Origin of the sequence: Vibrio sp. EA2 (assembly GCF_033042495.1) — a bacterium.
GTDB lineage: Bacteria > Pseudomonadota > Gammaproteobacteria > Enterobacterales > Vibrionaceae > Vibrio.
The window spans coordinates 253,998-271,171 of sequence record NZ_JAWLID010000005.1; the positions used below are offsets into that span (position 1 = coordinate 253,998).

The window sequence follows — 17,174 nt, forward strand, 5'->3', positions numbered from 1 at the left end:
CTCAGGCAGTTATATTTATGTTGCTCACATTGATGGATGAAGTTGGGCACACTGAAACACATGCGCCACACCCGTTACATTCATCAAGGTTCAAAATTGGTTGTGCTACTTTGCCCAGTTCTAATTTGAACTGAATGGCCATTGGGTCGCACATGTCCCCGCAGCTTCGGCATTCAACATTACTTTTTGCTAAACATCGGTCATTGATTTGCGCTTTGGCCTGCCAAGGTTGCTCTGTTTCTGCTAAAAATAGTGGCTCTGGACAGGCGTCGGCGCATTGATAACAAAATGTACATTCATCGATAGTAAAATCGACCGATGGGAATCCGCCGTCACTTTTGGTTATAATTTTAGTTTCACAGACATCTATGCACTTACCACAGCGAGTACAACCGTCAGTAAAGTGCTCAGGCTGTGCTAACCAAGGTAGTCGTACCGCATCATCGGAGTGCGTTTTTCTTGCAAAGAGTCTTCTTCTCGAAAGGTTTACCACTTAGCCACCTCGACGCGGATGTTCATTTTAAAATTTGGCACTCAACTAAGCTTAGACCACAATTTTTTATTAATAAACTGTCATTAACGCTCACGAAATTGTAGTTTTTGACATATTCGTATAAATACCTCCAAGGGGTTAAACGGGGGGTATTATTGTTTTAGATCAATAAATTCTGTCGCGAGTGATCACATATTGATGATGTTGAAACGTCATAGGCTCACTGGACAAGCCAATTGGACAATAAAGTGAGGAACCTAGGTTGTTTAAAAATGTAAAAAAGTCAGTAACCGGGACGATTGCAACGGCCATGCTGGGCATTTTGTTGTTGTCTGTCGCTACGACTGGTTTTGCTATCTTTACCCTTGCATCCAGCCTCAATGATGCCGAAGCGGTTAACGTTGCAGGGTCTATGCGTATGCAGAGTTACCGCTTAGCTAATGACATTCAGATCAAATCCAATGATTACGCTGCTCATATAGACGCATTCGAGCGATCGATTTATTCGCCTTCCATGCAAGCGTTGCAAAATTGGTCGGTTCCAAAAGACATTACCCAAGATTACCTCGGTTTAATTACTCGATGGCATGAACTCAAAGTCGTTCTCAAGCGAGACGACCCAAGCGACTATCAAATGTTAGTCGCAGGGTTCGTTCAGCAGATTGATGAGTTTGTATTTAAGCTGCAAAGTTTTTCAGAACAAAAGTTGATCAATTTGGCCTGGATTGGTGGGCTTGGCCTCGGTGGGATTCTTTGTGTCAGTATCTTCGTCGTTCTCTTTGTTCGTCGTGAAGTGGTGAAGCCACTACGCTCTTTGATCGTGGCGAGTGAACAGATACAAAACCGTTCTTTCAATATTGCCCTTGAAGCACCCAGCAACAATGAAATGGGCATATTGACGCGTACCTTTAATCGTATGTCGACCGATCTTGGCAAACTATACCGAGGTTTAGAGAAAGCGGTGGACGAGAAGACGCGAAAATTACAGCAAGCGAACCAGTCACTCGAAGTGCTGTATGACTCGTCAAAAGAACTGACGGCTTCACGAATTAGTCAGGATAACTTTCAGACGATTTTACAGCACCTGGCTAGCCTGGAGGGCATTAAAGCGGTCAAACTGGAGATCGAACAGCTTGGCGAGCCTAATTGGATCCTCACTGAAGGAGAAGAATGTTGTCATGACTGTGATGAAGCCTGCCATGCTGAGCCGTTGGAACTTGATGGCGAGCACTTGGGGTTCCTTTATTGGAAGGCGGGGCTGCCTTGTCCCAATGAATCCTTAATTGATAACTTTGTGCAAATTCTTTCCCGAGCCGTGTATTACAATCGGGCCCAGCTCCAAGCCGAACAAATATTGCTAATGGAAGAACGCGCCACCATTGCGCGAGAATTGCATGATTCATTGGCTCAGGCACTGTCTTACCTGAAGATCCAGGTCGCTTTGCTCAAAAGAAGTGTGAAAAATTTGCCAGATGAAAAGGCGATAGAGCAAGCGAATCAGGTGATTGCTGAGCTGGATACTGGCTTATCTGCTGCGTATACACAGCTCAGAGAACTACTGACGACGTTCCGCTTAACGATCAAAGAGGGCAGTTTCGGACAGGCGTTGCAAGAAATGGTCGCGACGTTGAATGAACAAACCGTGACTGAGATCTCCCTACACAACCGTCTTTCTTCGACAGAATTAGATGCGCATCAACAGGTTCATTTACTACAGTTGATTAGAGAAGCAACCATTAACGCAATTAAGCATGCGCAAGCCGACAATATTGTTATTCAGTGCCTTGATTATGAAGGAAAGATCACAGTAACAATAGAAGATGACGGAGTAGGCTTTGAGCATCAAGACGAAAAAATTAATCATTACGGTATGAGTATCATGCAGGAGCGAGCCACAAGGCTGCATGCCGATCTTCACGTGGAAGCATCGAAAAATAACGGCTGTACCGTAACACTTGAATTCCAACATAGTAAGGAAGTAAACATTGACAGCGTATAAAGTGATGCTGGTGGATGATCATCCACTAATGCGACGTGGTATCCAACAGCTTTTGAGTTTCGAGCCGGAATTTGAAGTGGTTGCAGAAGCGAGTAATGGCGCGGACGCTGTTGCTAAAGCGCATGAATTAGAACTGGATTTGGTGCTTCTCGATCTTAATATGAAGGGAATGTCTGGCTTGGATACGCTAAAAGCATTGCGAGCTGACGGATGTGAAGCGCGCATTGTTATTTTAACGGTCTCGGATAGTCCGGCGGATATTGATGCGATTGTTCGCACCGGTGCCGATGGGTACTTGCTTAAAGATACTGAGCCAGATGAGCTAGTAGAGTTGTTGAAGCAGGCTCATAGTGGTGACAAAACATACAGCCAGGAAGTGGCAAAGTATCTGAGTGAGCGAGGCGAGCAAGAAGACGTATTTGATGCGTTAACCGAGCGTGAGAGCCAAATACTCAAAGAAGTGGCGAAAGGGTTTCGCAACAAACAAATTGCAGACCGCCTTTTCATCTCAGAATCGACAGTCAAAGTGCACATGAAGAGTTTGCTAAAAAAACTGAAAGTACCGTCTCGCACAGCAGCAACCGTTCTTTACTTAGAACGTTTTGGCGATAGCAAATAACACTTTAAACCCACCTCTATTTACCATAGAGGTGGGATATTAATAATCTGGGCGAATCGAGTACAAGTCGCTAATATGCTTCCCACACCCTAAATAAAACTGATACGCCGAGTCTTTGCTCTCGGCGTCGACCATCATGCGGAACATTCTTCCCTGCTCAAAATATAGAATTTCATACTCTACACTGTCATCAAGTTGCTCAACGGCAGCCATACTTAGCCTCCATAAACCATCCTAAAACTATTCAAGCAAATTATATGCCGTTATACGGAGCGCTATTCGGTGTAATTTTTAGCCAACCAATACGCTCTAATTCACTTTTTTGCGGATAGTAATGATCTAAAAGTTATTTTCAAACTCTATATTCTATTAGGGTGACAACAAATATTTGTCACTTCAAGGTAAGTTTGCCGCAATATTAAGTGATATCACTGATTATAGAGCGTAATCGAAAGAAAAGGGAATTCAGTAAGTGATTAAATTATATGGCGTATCTAAAAAAGTGCTTCGGTACAGTCTTATATTGATTTCCATTCTTGTTCTGGCTGGGTGCACGAAGAAATTTTTATATAACAATCTGGATTGGTTCGTCCTCGAATATTTGGACGATTATGTCACGCTCAATCAGGAGCAAGAGAGCTTACTCGAAGAGAGGTTATTACTATTAGTTGAGTGGCATAAGAAAGAAGAACTACCGCGTTATGTTGACCATTTAAAGCAAATGGAAACAATGACCGCCGAAGATGTAACGTTAAATTACCTACAGCAAAGTCGTGATAGATTTCGTCAACATTATGACCGAATAGTCAGCAAAGTGGCGCCTGAATTGTTCTCACTCAGCTTGCTATTAACACCGGAGCAGGAGCGAGAATTTTTACTCAACGTGCAAAAGGACTATAGGAAGAGGAACGCCAAATATGCTGATAAAACAGAGAGTGAAGTCAGAGAGATAGTGCTTGATAATACTGAGGAGTGGGTGACAGAATGGATAGGAGAATTAAATGATGACCAGCAAGGGTATGTGAAGCAATTTTCCAATCAAGTTATTCTCAACAGTCCTCTGTGGCGTAATTATCGTGCGTCAATATATCAAGAGCTTGAATATATGTTCGAGCATAAATCTGACCGCGCTATTTATCAGAGAGTGTTCATGCAATTACTGTTTGAGCCAGAGAGTTTTTACAGTCAACGATTGTCTAAAAATATCGAGAGCAATATCGAGCTGGTGGAGCAGCTTATGTTCTCCCTCTCTAAGTCAATGACCAAAAAGCAGTGGCAACATTTTCACGGTAACGTTGCGGACTGGCGTGTGTTAGGGCAAGAGCTTCTCAATTGACCAGTGTTATTCACGCTGTTTTTAAGTAGAAACTGATTCAAAGCAAGTTCTTATTCTACTGTGGGCGTAACATGCAAAAAAGCCCAGAGTAATGAGAATAATTATGAAGCATTTAGTTGAGAGATTTCTTCGCTACGTCACGTTCAATACTAAGTCAAACCCCAAAGCGACAACCTGTCCAAGCAGTTCGGGGCAGCTTGTTTTTGCACAACATTTAAGACAAGAAATGATTGACCTTGGGTTAGTTGATATCGTTCTAACGGACAATGGTTACCTGATGGCCAAGCTGCCATCCAATGTGAATTACGACGTACCAGCTATTGGTTTCATCGCTCATATGGATACATCACCAGATGCTTCTGGTAAAAATGTGTCACCACAATTTGTAGAAGACTATCAGGGAGGTGACATTGCATTGGGGCTTGGTGACGAAGTGCTCTCGCCAGTTCAATATCCTGAGCTGCATCAGCTTCATGGTCACAACCTTATCACCACCAATGGTAAGACCCTTCTAGGCGCAGACAATAAAGCGGGAATAGCAGAAATCTTGTCGGCAGTTGCAATGCTGAATGCAAACCCTGATATTCCTCACGGAGACATCTGCATCGGATTTACGCCCGATGAAGAGATTGGCCGAGGTGCCGATAAGTTTGATGTTGAGAAGTTTGGTGCACAATGGGCTTACACGATCGATGGTGGTCCACAAGGCGAGCTGGAATATGAGAACTTTAATGCCGCGAGTGCGGATGTGATTTTCCATGGTGTCAGTGTTCATCCGGGAACCGCTAAAGGGAAAATGGTCAACGCGATGAACCTGGCGGCCAAATTCCAAACTCAGATGCCAGAAGATCAAACGCCCGAAACCACAGAAGGTTATGAAGGCTTCTACCATCTCAAGTCCGGCAGCATGGGTATTGCCCAAAGTGAACTGGGCTATATAATCCGGGATTTCGATCGCGAAGGTTTAGAGAGTCGTAAAGTTTTTATGCGTAAATTGGTGGATGAGATGAACTCTGGTCTCAAACATGGTGGTGTAGAAATTCAGATCACAGACAGTTACTACAACATGCGTGAGATGGTTGAGCCACATCCTCATATTATTGATATTGCAAAGCAAGCAATGGAAGGGTGCGATGTTGAGCCTATGATTAAACCAATACGAGGCGGAACCGATGGCGCTCGTTTATCGTTTATGGGGTTACCATGCCCAAATATCTTCACCGGCGGGTTTAACTTTCATGGTATCCATGAATTCGTTTCAGTAGAAATGATGGAAAAATCGGTGTTAGTGATCGCCAAAATTGCAGAGCTAACTGCGAAGAAATACCAAAAGTGATAGAAACTACCGCGAACAAATAAAAACAGCCCAGACAAGATCTGGGCTGTTGTGTTTTTAGTGTTATTTTAAATAAAGATTAACGAACGTCTTTACCTTCAATTTCGATGTCTTCTAACGGCAACCAATCCACTTCTACACCAGCTTGATCGAACATATCCTGACTAACCTGAATCTTATCTCCCCAGCGAGACAGAAAATCTTCTGATTGCTCTGGGCAATGTACCCGGGAGATACCCGTCTGAATAATCTTTGCTGCGCAGTTAGGGCACGGGAAATGCGTAACCCAGATATCACAGCCGTCTAAGTCGCGCTTAGAAAACAGAATGGCGTTCTCTTCGGCATGCAGCGTCTTTAGGTATTTCAGCTCTCGCTCATCGGTGTCTACACTGTCAGAAACCCCGTGTGGGTAGCCGTTAAAGCCAACAGAAACGATACGGTTTTGCTTAGTAATGACGGCACCAACTTGCGTCGACGGGTCTTTACTCCAAGACGCCACCAACTCAGCCATTTGGTAAAAACGTTTCGCCCATTTAGAAATCATGTACATCCTCTCTATCGAAGGCTTTGAAATATCGAAATGATAACTCATTTTGTTGTAAAAAATAGTCAAAAAACCATGATTAGCGCTTAAATAGCCACTTTCATTGCTCTGGTGGAGGAGAAAAGTCACTTTTTCGCTTAACACGTATCTAAATCTACGCGCTGATGGCTTCAATAGGGGCTAGATGAACAGGCATACACAGCACGGATGATTGGCGAGTTTTGATGTTGTGGGAGAAATAAAAATCATAAAAAAATTCCCTTCGTATCACATTAATTTTACTTCGTTTCATTTCATTACACTTAGAAACGATCTGAACAATTTATGTAGGAGAATTCGCACTCGACAGGCGGTAAGGTTGACGGGTTTTTAATAATATCCTGTTCCATAAAAATGGTAAATACATGCAAAAGAAAACACTTGTCACGCTAATAGCGGCTACAACTATTCTTGCAGGATGCGGAGAAGCAAACATGAGCCAGACAGGCAATCAAGCGCCTCTCGTTGTGACACAGGATGTGATCGTCATCGACTACCAACCGAGCAAGTCGTACATCGGCCGTATTGAGGCGGTAGAAGATACCAATATTACCGCTCAAGTTTCGGGCTATCTGAAAGCACGTCATTTCGAAGAAGGACAAATGGTAGAAAAAGGCCAGCTCCTTTATTCTATCGAACCTTCTTCTTTCGAGGCTCAGGTAGCCAGTGCAAAAGCAACATTAGCCCAGGCGAAAGCGGCGCTCAAGAAAGCGGAACTCGACCATCAACGCGGAACAAACCTGCTTCCTCGCGGCAGTATTTCTCAATCAGAGTTTGACGCGCTGACCGCTGCACTTTTAGGTGCAAGGGCTGAGCTTGAAGCCGCTAACGCGCAGCTTAAGCTCGCCGAGGTTAATCTCTCTTACACGCAAATTCGTGCGCCATTCAGCGGACGCATCAGTGATACTAAAGTCAGCACCGGTGATTTGGTTTCTCCATCATCAGGCGTTTTGACTACTCTGGTGAGTTTAGATCCGGTTCATACATCATTCAGCGTCAGTGAACGTGAACGCCTTGCTATGGGCATGGACCGTGTGAAAGGTGATGGTTCAGCCGAATCCAGCAGTGTCGAAGTACAGTTAGAGCTTGAGAACGGCGAGTTTTTTGAACACTTAGGACAACTCGACTTCTTGGGTAACCGTATTGATACCCAGACGGGGACGATTGCGATGCGAGCCATCGTAACAAACCCGGATCATAAGCTGCTGCCGGGCCAGCACATCAAAGTAAATTTGCGTGATAAGAATGCAAGAGACGCTATTGCTGTGCCACGCCGAGCGGTGCAGACCGATCTGGAAGGTGACTTTGTGATGGTGACCACTGAAGGCAATATTGCAGAACGTCGTAACGTCGAGTTGGGCGCACAAGTAGAGCAAGGGATCATTATTCGCAAAGGTTTAGCGCAGAATGATTCTGTCATTACCCAGGGATTGCAGCGAGTACGCAACGGCATCGAAGTCAGTATTCAAACTCCAACTGAAACTGAACAGTAGGAGGTAGAATGTTAAGTCGTTTCTTTATACAAAGACCTAAGTTTGCTCTGGTCATTTCGATTGTTTTGACCTTGGCGGGTGCGATCTCATTAGCGATCCTGCCCGTGGCGGAGTACCCACAAATAAGCCCGCCCTCTGTCAGCGTCTCAGCGTATTACACAGGGGCAAGCGCTGAGGTTGTCGAACAAGCGATAGCCGACCCGATAGAAACATCCGTGAACGGGGTAGAAGATATGATTTATATGTCTTCTAAAAGTGCCAACGATGGCTCGTACAGTTTGAACGTTACCTTTGATGTGGGAACCGATCCCGACATGGCACAGGTTAACGTTCAGAACCGAGTGTCACAGATTGAGTCGAAGCTACCCCAAGAAGTTCGAATGGTGGGTGTGACGGTTAAAAAACGTTCACCAGACCTGCTGATGGTGTTGAACTTTTACTCGCCGGACGGCAAGTATGACGACCAGTTCCTCATCAACTACATCAATCTTAACGTCAAAGATCAGCTTGCTCGTGCGAAAGGGATCAGTGAAGTTAATGTAATTGGTGGCGGTGAATACGCGATGCGAGTTTGGTTGGACCCTGAAAAAATGGCCAATCTTAAGCTAACCACATCGGATGTATACGCCGCGCTGGCGGAGCAAAACGTTCAGGTTGCGGCTGGCCGAGTAGGCGCAGCTCCTTACAATAATCCTCAGGAAGTTCAGTTCAATCTGGTGACTAAAGGTCGCTTGGAGAGCGTGAGCGAGTTTGAGAATGTGGTACTTCGCGCCAATTCCAATGGCTCAAGCGTTTACCTGAAAGATGTCGCTCGCGTGGAGCTGGGTAAAAAGTTTTACGATGGTAACGGTCAGTTCCGCGGCCAAGATGCGTCTATTGTGGCTTTGTCTCTTCAGTCTGATGCAAACGCGCTGGAAAGTGGCCAAGCGGTCATGGATCTACTCGAACGTTTAAGTCAAGATTTCCCGGAAGGCATGGCCTACGAAACCAGTTACGATACGACGCTTTTCGTTTCGGAGTCTATTAAAGGGGTTGTCAAAACTCTAATCGAGGCCATTTTACTCGTTATTGCCGTTACGTATCTGTTCTTAGGCAGTGCTCGCGCAACGCTGATTCCGGTGATCGCGATTCCGGTTTCTCTGATTGGTACGTTCGCCATCATGCAAGTGACCGGCTTTACGATTAATACCGTAACCCTGTTTGGTTTGATTCTCGCGATTGGTATCGTGGTGGATGACGCTATCTTGGTTATCGAAAACGTCGATACCACTATGGCGAAAGACCCGACGATTTCACCGCGTAAAGCCACCTTGCTCGCGATGAAGGAGGTAACCGGGCCGATCATCACCTCAACCTTGGTGCTTCTTGCGGTGTTCCTACCGGTTGCGATGCTTCCTGGTATCACTGGCATTATGTATCGTCAGTTTGCACTGACTATTTGTATCTCGGTAGTGATCTCATCGATCAACGCATTAACCCTCTCTCCGGCGTTATGTTCATTGGTGTTAAAACAAGGTGGTGGCAATACCGCAAACTGGTTCCAAGCATTTAACCGTGGTTTAGAGCGTGTGACCAAAGGCTATAGTCAGGTTGCAGGTTTCTTGGTCAAGAAATCACTGTTGCTAGTGACCTTCTTCATTGTTGCAGTGGCAGCGGTAACATTCTTTGCCAAGACGACATCTACGGCATTTGTTCCTCAGGAAGATAAAGGCATCTTACTGGTGAATGTTCAACTGCCAGATTCTGCTTCATTATCTCGTACTGAAGAAGTGACGAGCGAGTTGATGCAAATGGTTGAGCAAGAGCCGGGCGTGGATGGGGTAACAGTAGCAAACGGTTATTCATTTATGACTGGTGCAGCCGCTTCAAACGGTGCCTCTATGTTCATTAAATTGCATGACTGGGAGACGCGAAACGCCTTAGACGGAGACCATTCCGCGAATACTATTGCTAACCGTATCAACGGCCTTGCCGCGACGAAGTTGCCTCAGGCTGTCGTATTTGCAATGGGGCCGCCTGCGGTTCCGGGCATGGGGGCGGCATCAGGGTTTGAATTCGTCCTAGAAGATACATTGGGACGTAGCCGTACCGATTTGTCCATGGTGATGGGTGAGATGATTCAGGCAGCAAATCAAGCGCCTGAAATTGCTTATACCTTCAGTACATTCCGAGCCAACGTACCGCATTACTACGTTGATATTGATCGTGAAAAGGCGCAGCAACTCGGTATTTCATTGTCCTCAATCTTCCAGACACTGCAAGGCAACTTAGGCAGTTTGTATGTGAATGACTTCACCATGTTTGGTAAGAACTTCCGAGTGACCATGCAAGCGGACAGCCAACATCGTAGTAGCATGCAGGACTTAGAACGTTTCCACGTGCGTACGGCTGGTGGAGATATGGTTCCGCTAAGCACACTGGTCAGTTACGAGCAGGTGTTTGAGCCAGATGTTGCATGGCGATACAACATGTACCGCAGCGCGATTATTCAAGGCCAACCAGCACCGGGTTATTCAAGTGGTGACGCGATCGCAGCCATGGAGCGTGTCGCGGCAGAGGTTCTACCTCAAGGTTACACCTATGAGTGGACGGGCATGGCTTATCAAGAGGTACTGGCCGGCAATCAGGCGATTTATGCCTTTGCATTGGCACTGATCTTTATTTACCTGTTCATGGTGGCGCAGTATGAGAGCTGGAGTATCCCTCTGGCGATAATACTCGTCGTTCCGGTCGCGACACTCGGTTCTTTCCTTGCACTCAATCTAACCGGAACGCCGTTGAACTTGTACGCTCAGATAGGTCTCGTACTGCTGATAGCGTTAGCCGCCAAGAACGCGATCCTGATTGTGGAGTTTGCGAAGCAGGAACGCGAAGAGAAAGACGCAGATATTGATAGTGCGGCAGTGAAGGGCGGTACATTGCGCTTTAGAGCGGTGAACATGACATCCTGGTCATTTATCTTGGGTATTTTCCCACTGATTTTTGCTGCAGGCGCTGGACATGTGAGTCAGAACTCTTTGGGTATCTCCCTCATTGGTGGTCTGCTATGTGTGCTTCTCGCGGGTACCTTCCTGATCCCAGGCTTCTATGCTCTGGTGCAGAAACAGCGTGAGAAGGTACACGGTGGTAATACCAAACCTATTCCTCTCGATGATGAGTAGTGATGATCAAAGGTTAGCCCGCTACCTTTAAATCAAAAAAGCCCGAAATATCATCCGGTTCGGGCTTTTTCTTGGTTATTTACTTGTGTTTAATACTGCACTTTCTTACGTTGTTGCTTTTTAGCGCCCAGCTTATTTTTACTGTCAAGCCGACGACGTTGCGAAGCGCGGGTTGGTCTTGTTTTAATGCGCTTCTTTTGTTGTATAGCAGCAGATGTAATCAGCTCTTGTAGACGATTTAGTGCGTCTTCTTTGTTCTGTTCCTGCGTCCGGAATTGCTGTGCTTTGATAATAATTACGCCATCTTTTGATATACGATTGTCCGAAAGCGCGAGTAAACGCTCTTTGTAGAACTCCGGTAATGTTGAGTGGTGTATGTCGAAGCGCAAGTGAATTGCAGTCGCAACTTTATTAACGTTCTGCCCACCATTTCCTTGAGCTCTTATTGGGGATAACTGGATTTCCCATTCTTGAAGTGTGACGGAGTTCGAAATTTTGAGCATGATAAGAGAATGCCGATAGGGACGATTAAAAGAGCTGATAAATTAACATTACAGATATAAGAATAGAAGAAAAGACATGAATACGATTGATTTTAGACCATATGAGGGATTCATCTTCGATATGGATGGTACCTTGATTGATACCATGCCAGCCCATCTTGCCGCTTGGCAAGCAACAGCAGAACGATTTGATTTTCCATTTTGTCAGGATTGGTTCCACAGTTTAGGGGGCATGCCGAGCTTTAAGATTGTTATTGAGTTAAATAACAAACACGGGCTATCGCTTAACCCGAAACAAGTAGCGCGATTTAAGATGGAAACCTTCTCTGCAATGGAATTGCACGGTGAGAATATTCCTTGCACTAACGTCGTGTTAGAAGAGTATCTAGGCGTTAAAAAAATCGCAGTAGGGACGGGAAGTCAACGCGAAAGTGCGATGCGCTTACTAAGTCACGCGGGCTTATTAGACAAGTTGGATGCTGTCGTTACCGCGACAGATGTAGAAAATCACAAGCCGTTTCCAGACACATTTCTTATGGCGGCAGAACACCTGGGCTTAGAAGCGTCAAACTGTCTAGTTTTCGAAGATACGGAATTGGGCAAGCGAGCTGCACATGCCGCAGGAATGGATTGCGTCATGGTAGTAGAGGATGATCTCGTTTTCTTCGCTAAGCCGTAAACGAGTAAGTGCGTTAACGGTTAGCCTGTTTTAAGCGCTGTAGCTGCAAGTAAAAAGGGGTGCGAATGCACCCCTTGATGATCAATGTATTGAAAGCTCTGAGCTTATGGTTGAACCATTTCGATTACTTCGTACTCGAATTCTGGAACCACTACTTCAACACGACGGTTTAGCGCGCGGCCTTCTTTAGTGCTGTTGTCAGCCACTGGGTTTTCTTCACCCATGCCAGACACAGTTAGACGGCCTGCATCAATACCAGCTGCTGTTAGGTAATCAGCAACCGCTTGAGCGCGACGCTCAGACAGTTTTTGGTTGTACGCTGCTGGACCTGAGCTATCAGTGTAACCTGTAATCTCTACGTTAGCTTGAGGGTATTCGTTCAAGTGATCAACGAAGGTGTCAAGACGTCCAGTCGCTTCAGGTGTAAGTTTTGCGCTATCAAACTCAAACGTACCTGAACCGTACTCTTCTTTGTGGGTCTTCATTACCGCTACTGGTTCTGGCTCTGGCTCTGGCTCAACTACGGCCGCGACTACAGGAGCAGCTGCGAATGTGTAGTTAACACCAACAGAGAAGAAGTTTGCGTCCATATCGTCCCACACGTCATCAGACATGTCTTGGTAACGTTGGTATTCTGCACGAAGACTTAGGTTTCGGTTAAGAGCGTACTCAGCACCTAGTGAACCTGTTGGTACGAAATCTTTTTCGTCACCAGACATCATGTAAGCACCACCGATCTTAGCAAACAAGTTGAAATCGTCTGAAAGAGGTAGGTTTAGCTTAGGTGCAAGTGTCATTGCCCACAGGTCGCCATCGATAGTATCAGCGCCCGCTGCTGACTTGAAGTTAGCTTCGTAGTTGCCTAGGAAGTCTACACCATATTCAAGATCAAAATATTCATTAAAGCCATAGCCAACGTGCATTCCGGCCGCGAATGCTTCATCATCACAAGGGCTGTTTAGATAGCAAGCATCATCGAGTGTACTCATGCCCACTTTGCCCCCGATATACATTTCAGCTTGAGCAGTGTTCAAAAGAGCGCTACCACCAGCTACCACCGCTGCTACTGCAATTGCTACTTTGTTCATAATGTTTCCTTGTATTGATTGCATATTAATTTATACGTCTAGTTATCAAAATTAAAGAAAAAACTAGTGATTATAAGAAATTAGTTTAATAGTTTATTCATTTCATATCAAGCAACAAAATATTAGAACTAGAAAAACTTTTCTGTATTTAATACCCCACAAACTTCTGATATTTCTTACATTGTAGTAAAGAATTTAAAATGCATAAGAAAATATTTGATAATTTTGAACTTTTTTACGTAAACAATAGTTTACATCGTGTTCATTGTTTATTACTGGTAATTTGTTTGCATTCATTTGCAAAAAGTGATTGCAAGTCTATGGCGAAGCCGATAAGTTACTTGCATCGAAAGTCAAAAATGAACCACAGCCCTTGTTGCTGCTTGCTTTATGAACAATATTGCAATGCTTATCGTTGGCAAAAAGTGGGTCAGTAATAACAACCAGGATGTAGAAGTAATGTTTCAAACTGATGATGTAAGAATTAATAGAGTAAAAGAACTGCTACCACCAGTCGCAGTTTTAGAGAAATTTCCAACCACTGAAACCGCTGCTTCAACTACTTTTGATTGTCGTAATGCTATTCATAACATCTTGGAAGGGAAAGATGACCGACTGCTTGTTATCGTGGGTCCGTGCTCGATCCATGACCCAGAAGCGGCAGTTGAATACGGTAAAAAGTTAAAAGTACTGCGTGATGAGCTCGGTGATCAGCTGGAAGTCGTGATGCGAGTCTACTTTGAAAAGCCACGTACGACCGTAGGTTGGAAAGGCCTGATTAACGACCCGTACCTGAATGACACGTATAAACTGAACGACGGTTTGCGCATCGGACGTAAATTGCTTCTTGACCTCACTGATATGGGATTACCAACAGCCAGTGAGTTCCTAGACATGATTACGCCTCAATACGTTGCTGATCTTATTAGCTGGGGTGCGATTGGTGCGCGTACGACAGAATCACAGGTACACCGTGAATTAGCATCTGGTCTATCTTGCCCGGTTGGTTTCAAAAACGGCACCGATGGCAATATTAAGATTGCAAGTGATGCTATTCGTTCTGCAAGTGCTTCTCACCACTTCTTATCGGTAACGAAGTACGGCCACTCAGCGATTGTTGAAACGGCGGGTAACCCAGATTGCCATATCATTCTGCGTGGTGGTAAAGAGCCAAACTACAGTGCGGCGCATGTGACGCGAATTAAAGATGAGCTAGAAGCTGCAGGTCTACCACAAAAAGTGATGATCGATTTCAGCCATGCTAACAGCTCGAAGCAGTTCAAGCGTCAGATGCTGGTATCGGACGATGTATCAGAGCAGATTGCTGGTGGAGAAGACGCTATTTTTGGTGTGATGATTGAATCTCATTTAGTTGAAGGTCGCCAGGATCTTGTTGATGGCGAAGTAGCAACTTACGGTCAGTCAATCACTGATGCATGTATCGGCTGGGAAGATACTGAAGTTGTTTTACGTCAGCTTGCCGATGCGGTAAAAGCACGCCGTAACAAGTAACACGTTTTAATCATAGACTTTAAAGAGCCAGTGACAGTTGATGCCACTGGCTCTTTTTATTTCTCCCTGCTATATCCTTTCAAACTGGCTGATGCTCCGATCGAGGGGCAAACCCTATCTCAATATCTTCCCGTTGATTTGTACCAAGCCGTAGTTAGTTTCCTGACAGGCCGAAGCACAACTTTTCAATGCAAGCAATTGCGTAAATTTCTCCGTATTTACTCTTAAGAAAAGTGAGGACTTGCCGTTAAAGGGTCACCCAGATAGGGTCGTGAATCAATTACTTCGTAATAGCTCAACAAATTATTACTGAATGATAACTATAAATATGAGAAGCATTGTCTATGTCAGTCAATTCAAATCACAGCGATCATGAGACTCTTATCGGAGAGTTTGAAGAACTGGTCTCCACTACAAATCTGAAAGGTGTTATCACTTACTGCAACGAGGCATTTTGTCGAGTTGCAGAATACACAAACCAAGAGTTGATCGGTCAAAATCATAACATTGTACGTCATAATGATATGCCGAAAGGGGCGTTTGGCGACATGTGGGCTCGTCTTAAGCAAGGTAAAGCGTGGCGCGGCATGGTAAAAAACAGCACCAAATCTGGCGGATACTACTGGGTTGATGCTTATGTGACGCCGATATATGAAAATAATCAGGTCGTAGGCTACCAATCCGTACGTGTTAAACCGAAACGTGAATGGGTAGATATCGCCACCAGAGCTTATAAGCGTATGAAAGCGGCGGAAAAGTCTGGTCGCACTTGGTCTGTAAAGATTAATGAAACACTGCGTTATGCGATTTTACTTGGTGCTTTGACGGCGCCAGCTGCCGCTTATGCATTATCTGCTGAAGGCCCTTTAGCTTGGTTAGCAAGTGCTTTACCAGCTGGAGTGCTAGCTCTGCTGTTTCGCCAAGAGCTGATTGATACTCCGCAACAATTAAAAAAACTACATAAGCAATATGACAGTGTAAGCCGGCTCATTTACTCGGGTGGTAGCGCTTTCTCGATTGCGGACTTTCATATAAAAATGCTGTCAGCCAGAATACGAACCGTGTTGGGGCGCATGACAGACTCAGCCTTACCACTACAAGAGTGCGCAGAAGATCTCAGTCTGACTACGGCTGAAGTGCATGATGCGCTCAACCAGCAAAACATCGATATTCATCGAGTCCGTGATGCCATGCAAGAGGTCGAGCTCTCGGCTAACTCGGCGTCTTCGACGACGAATGAAGCGCATCTACTTATTGATGACACGCTTAAGTCGTGTTTGATGGCAAAAGAAACCATCGTTCAGACTCACAGTAACTTGACTCAGTTAAGTCTGCAGGCTGAACAGGCCACTGAAACGACATACAAATTGAGTGATCAGGCACAAAAAGTGAGTCACTTGATGGAAGAAATCGGTGGCATTGCTGATCAAACCAATCTGTTGGCATTGAATGCTGCGATTGAAGCTGCAAGGGCTGGCGAACAAGGTCGTGGTTTTGCTGTCGTTGCGGATGAAGTCAGAGCGCTTTCCGGCCGGACTTCTAATGCGACAGAACAAATCCAGGCGTCCATTGCTACCATGTTGTCGACTATACAGAGTTGGCAGCAAGACATTCTGACCAATAAAGAGCAGACTGATGCATGCTCTAAAGTGGCAGAGCAGAGTACCGTTCGCTTATCGGAAGTCGAGCAGATGATGCAAACCATGAGTGGTTTAATGGTCGATGTAGCGCAGACAGCGGATAATCAGCTAAAACTGGCGAGTGATGTGAACTTGCACATTCAGTCTATCGCCTCTACTGCAGAACAGAACTTAGCTGCGACGCATTCTGTCGAACAAAACAGTCTTCAGCTAAAAGAGCAGGTCAAAGATTTCTATCAACTGGCGCTTCGTTTTGAAGATAAGCCGTCGTAAGAATTATCGGTTATTCAGACAATAAAAAGCCCCGCTGTATTAGCGGGGCTTTGTTTTGTTAGCAATTAATCGAAAGCGAATCTTCGATTAAGCAAGCAGTTCTTTTGCTGTGTTTACTACGTTTTCAGTAGTGAAACCAAACATCTTGAACAGTTCGCCTGCCGGTGCAGATTCACCGAAGGTCGTCATGCCGATGATGCGACCGTCGAAGCCCACGTACTTGTACCAGAAGTCTGCAATGCCCGCTTCGATAGCGATGCGTGCTGTCACGTCTGATGGCAGTACTGCTTCACGGTAAGCCGCGTCTTGCTTGTCGAATGCATCTGTTGATGGCATTGAAACAACACGTACTTGCTTACCTTCTGCGGTTAGTTGTGCTGCGGCTTCTACTGCTAGCTCAACTTCAGAGCCTGTTGCGATAAGGATAAGCTCTGGCTTGCCTTCGCAATCTTTCAGGAT

General features: G+C 45.2%; 15 protein-coding genes. 9 read left to right on the plus strand and 6 right to left on the minus strand.

The window, feature by feature from the left end:
• Window position 1: 1 nt before the first annotated feature.
• Window positions 2-493 carry a ferredoxin-type protein NapF gene (gene napF / locus RXX31_RS13950; RefSeq protein WP_317590095.1) on the minus strand — a complete coding sequence of 164 codons (492 nt, stop codon included), beginning with the start codon at window positions 491-493 and terminating at the stop codon, window positions 2-4.
• A 262-nt stretch (window positions 494-755) separates the two neighbouring features.
• Between napF and narQ the strand changes: the two genes are divergently transcribed.
• Window positions 756-2,492: a nitrate/nitrite two-component system sensor histidine kinase NarQ gene (narQ, locus tag RXX31_RS13955; protein WP_317590096.1), complete on the plus strand. Its 1,737-nt coding sequence runs from the start codon at window positions 756-758 to the stop codon at window positions 2,490-2,492.
• A 4-nt stretch (window positions 2,493-2,496) separates the two neighbouring features.
• Window positions 2,497-3,111 carry a response regulator gene (locus RXX31_RS13960; RefSeq protein WP_020334165.1) on the plus strand — a complete coding sequence of 205 codons (615 nt, stop codon included), beginning with the start codon at window positions 2,497-2,499 and terminating at the stop codon, window positions 3,109-3,111.
• Window positions 3,112-3,150: 39 nt separating this feature from the next.
• On the opposite strand, the gene RXX31_RS13965 is transcribed toward RXX31_RS13960, so the two are convergent.
• Complete coding sequence (locus RXX31_RS13965) at window positions 3,151-3,324, minus strand: RNA helicase (RefSeq protein WP_317590098.1); 174 nt, start codon at window positions 3,322-3,324, stop codon at window positions 3,151-3,153.
• A gap of 259 nt (window positions 3,325-3,583) precedes the next feature.
• Between RXX31_RS13965 and RXX31_RS13970 the strand changes: the two genes are divergently transcribed.
• Window positions 3,584-4,447 (plus strand): DUF6279 family lipoprotein, encoded by an 864-nt coding sequence (locus tag RXX31_RS13970; protein ID WP_317590099.1) that lies wholly within the window; start codon window positions 3,584-3,586, stop codon window positions 4,445-4,447.
• 103 nt (window positions 4,448-4,550) lie between these two features.
• Window positions 4,551-5,783, plus strand: coding sequence for a peptidase T (gene pepT / locus RXX31_RS13975; RefSeq protein WP_317590100.1), 1,233 nt, complete (start codon window positions 4,551-4,553; stop codon window positions 5,781-5,783).
• A 79-nt stretch (window positions 5,784-5,862) separates the two neighbouring features.
• On the opposite strand, the gene RXX31_RS13980 is transcribed toward pepT, so the two are convergent.
• A complete protein-coding gene (locus RXX31_RS13980) occupies window positions 5,863-6,327 on the minus strand; it encodes a dCMP deaminase family protein (protein ID WP_264908610.1) in 465 nt (154 codons plus the stop codon).
• Between the two features lie 404 nt (window positions 6,328-6,731).
• Between RXX31_RS13980 and vmeY the strand changes: the two genes are divergently transcribed.
• Window positions 6,732-7,859, plus strand: coding sequence for a multidrug efflux RND transporter periplasmic adaptor subunit VmeY (vmeY, locus tag RXX31_RS13985; RefSeq protein ID WP_317590102.1), 1,128 nt, complete (start codon window positions 6,732-6,734; stop codon window positions 7,857-7,859).
• A gap of 8 nt (window positions 7,860-7,867) precedes the next feature.
• On the plus strand, window positions 7,868-11,020 hold the full coding sequence (gene vmeZ / locus RXX31_RS13990) for a multidrug efflux RND transporter permease subunit VmeZ (RefSeq protein WP_317590103.1): 3,153 nt from the start codon (window positions 7,868-7,870) through the stop codon (window positions 11,018-11,020).
• A gap of 89 nt (window positions 11,021-11,109) precedes the next feature.
• Here vmeZ and arfB read toward each other — a convergent pair whose 3' ends face one another.
• Entirely contained in the window at window positions 11,110-11,523 is a 414-nt protein-coding gene (gene arfB / locus RXX31_RS13995) for an alternative ribosome rescue aminoacyl-tRNA hydrolase ArfB (protein WP_317590104.1), read from the minus strand.
• 76 nt (window positions 11,524-11,599) lie between these two features.
• Here arfB and RXX31_RS14000 point away from each other — a divergent pair, with 76 nt between their 5' ends.
• The gene (locus RXX31_RS14000) at window positions 11,600-12,202 is read left to right on the plus strand and encodes a beta-phosphoglucomutase family hydrolase (RefSeq protein WP_317590106.1); all 603 of its coding nucleotides are present in this window, start codon (window positions 11,600-11,602) and stop codon (window positions 12,200-12,202) included.
• A 104-nt stretch (window positions 12,203-12,306) separates the two neighbouring features.
• On the opposite strand, the gene RXX31_RS14005 is transcribed toward RXX31_RS14000, so the two are convergent.
• On the minus strand, window positions 12,307-13,290 hold the full coding sequence (locus RXX31_RS14005) for an OmpA family protein (protein ID WP_317590108.1): 984 nt from the start codon (window positions 13,288-13,290) through the stop codon (window positions 12,307-12,309).
• 459 nt (window positions 13,291-13,749) lie between these two features.
• On the opposite strand from RXX31_RS14005, the gene aroG reads away from it, so the two are divergent.
• Both aroG and RXX31_RS14015 read left to right on the plus strand, forming a co-directional pair.
• Entirely contained in the window at window positions 13,750-14,802 is a 1,053-nt protein-coding gene (gene aroG / locus RXX31_RS14010; RefSeq protein ID WP_317590128.1) for a 3-deoxy-7-phosphoheptulonate synthase AroG, read from the plus strand.
• A 344-nt stretch (window positions 14,803-15,146) separates the two neighbouring features.
• Window positions 15,147-16,715: a PAS domain-containing methyl-accepting chemotaxis protein gene (locus RXX31_RS14015; protein ID WP_317590109.1), complete on the plus strand. Its 1,569-nt coding sequence runs from the start codon at window positions 15,147-15,149 to the stop codon at window positions 16,713-16,715.
• Window positions 16,716-16,802: 87 nt separating this feature from the next.
• Here RXX31_RS14015 and RXX31_RS14020 read toward each other — a convergent pair.
• On the minus strand, window positions 16,803-17,174 hold a 372-nt coding region (locus tag RXX31_RS14020), incomplete at its 5' end, for a transketolase-like TK C-terminal-containing protein (protein ID WP_317590111.1).

Bases quoted from the DNA above. Each gene is read 5' to 3' on its own strand.
- RXX31_RS13960 (WP_020334165.1), top strand. From the start codon at position 2,497: ATGCTGGTGGATGATCATCCACTAATGCGACGTGGTATCCAACAGCTT.
- RXX31_RS13965 (WP_317590098.1), bottom strand. From the start codon at position 3,324: ATGGCTGCCGTTGAGCAACTTGATGACAGTGTAGAGTATGAAATTCTA.
- pepT (WP_317590100.1), top strand. From the start codon at position 4,551: ATGAAGCATTTAGTTGAGAGATTTCTTCGCTACGTCACGTTCAATACT.
- RXX31_RS13980 (WP_264908610.1), bottom strand. From the start codon at position 6,327: ATGATTTCTAAATGGGCGAAACGTTTTTACCAAATGGCTGAGTTGGTG.
- vmeY (WP_317590102.1), top strand. From the start codon at position 6,732: ATGCAAAAGAAAACACTTGTCACGCTAATAGCGGCTACAACTATTCTT.
- vmeZ (WP_317590103.1), top strand. From the start codon at position 7,868: ATGTTAAGTCGTTTCTTTATACAAAGACCTAAGTTTGCTCTGGTCATT.
- arfB (WP_317590104.1), bottom strand. From the start codon at position 11,523: ATGCTCAAAATTTCGAACTCCGTCACACTTCAAGAATGGGAAATCCAG.
- RXX31_RS14000 (WP_317590106.1), top strand. From the start codon at position 11,600: ATGAATACGATTGATTTTAGACCATATGAGGGATTCATCTTCGATATG.
- RXX31_RS14005 (WP_317590108.1), bottom strand. From the start codon at position 13,290: ATGAACAAAGTAGCAATTGCAGTAGCAGCGGTGGTAGCTGGTGGTAGC.
- aroG (WP_317590128.1), top strand. From the start codon at position 13,750: ATGTTTCAAACTGATGATGTAAGAATTAATAGAGTAAAAGAACTGCTA.
- RXX31_RS14015 (WP_317590109.1), top strand. From the start codon at position 15,147: ATGTCAGTCAATTCAAATCACAGCGATCATGAGACTCTTATCGGAGAG.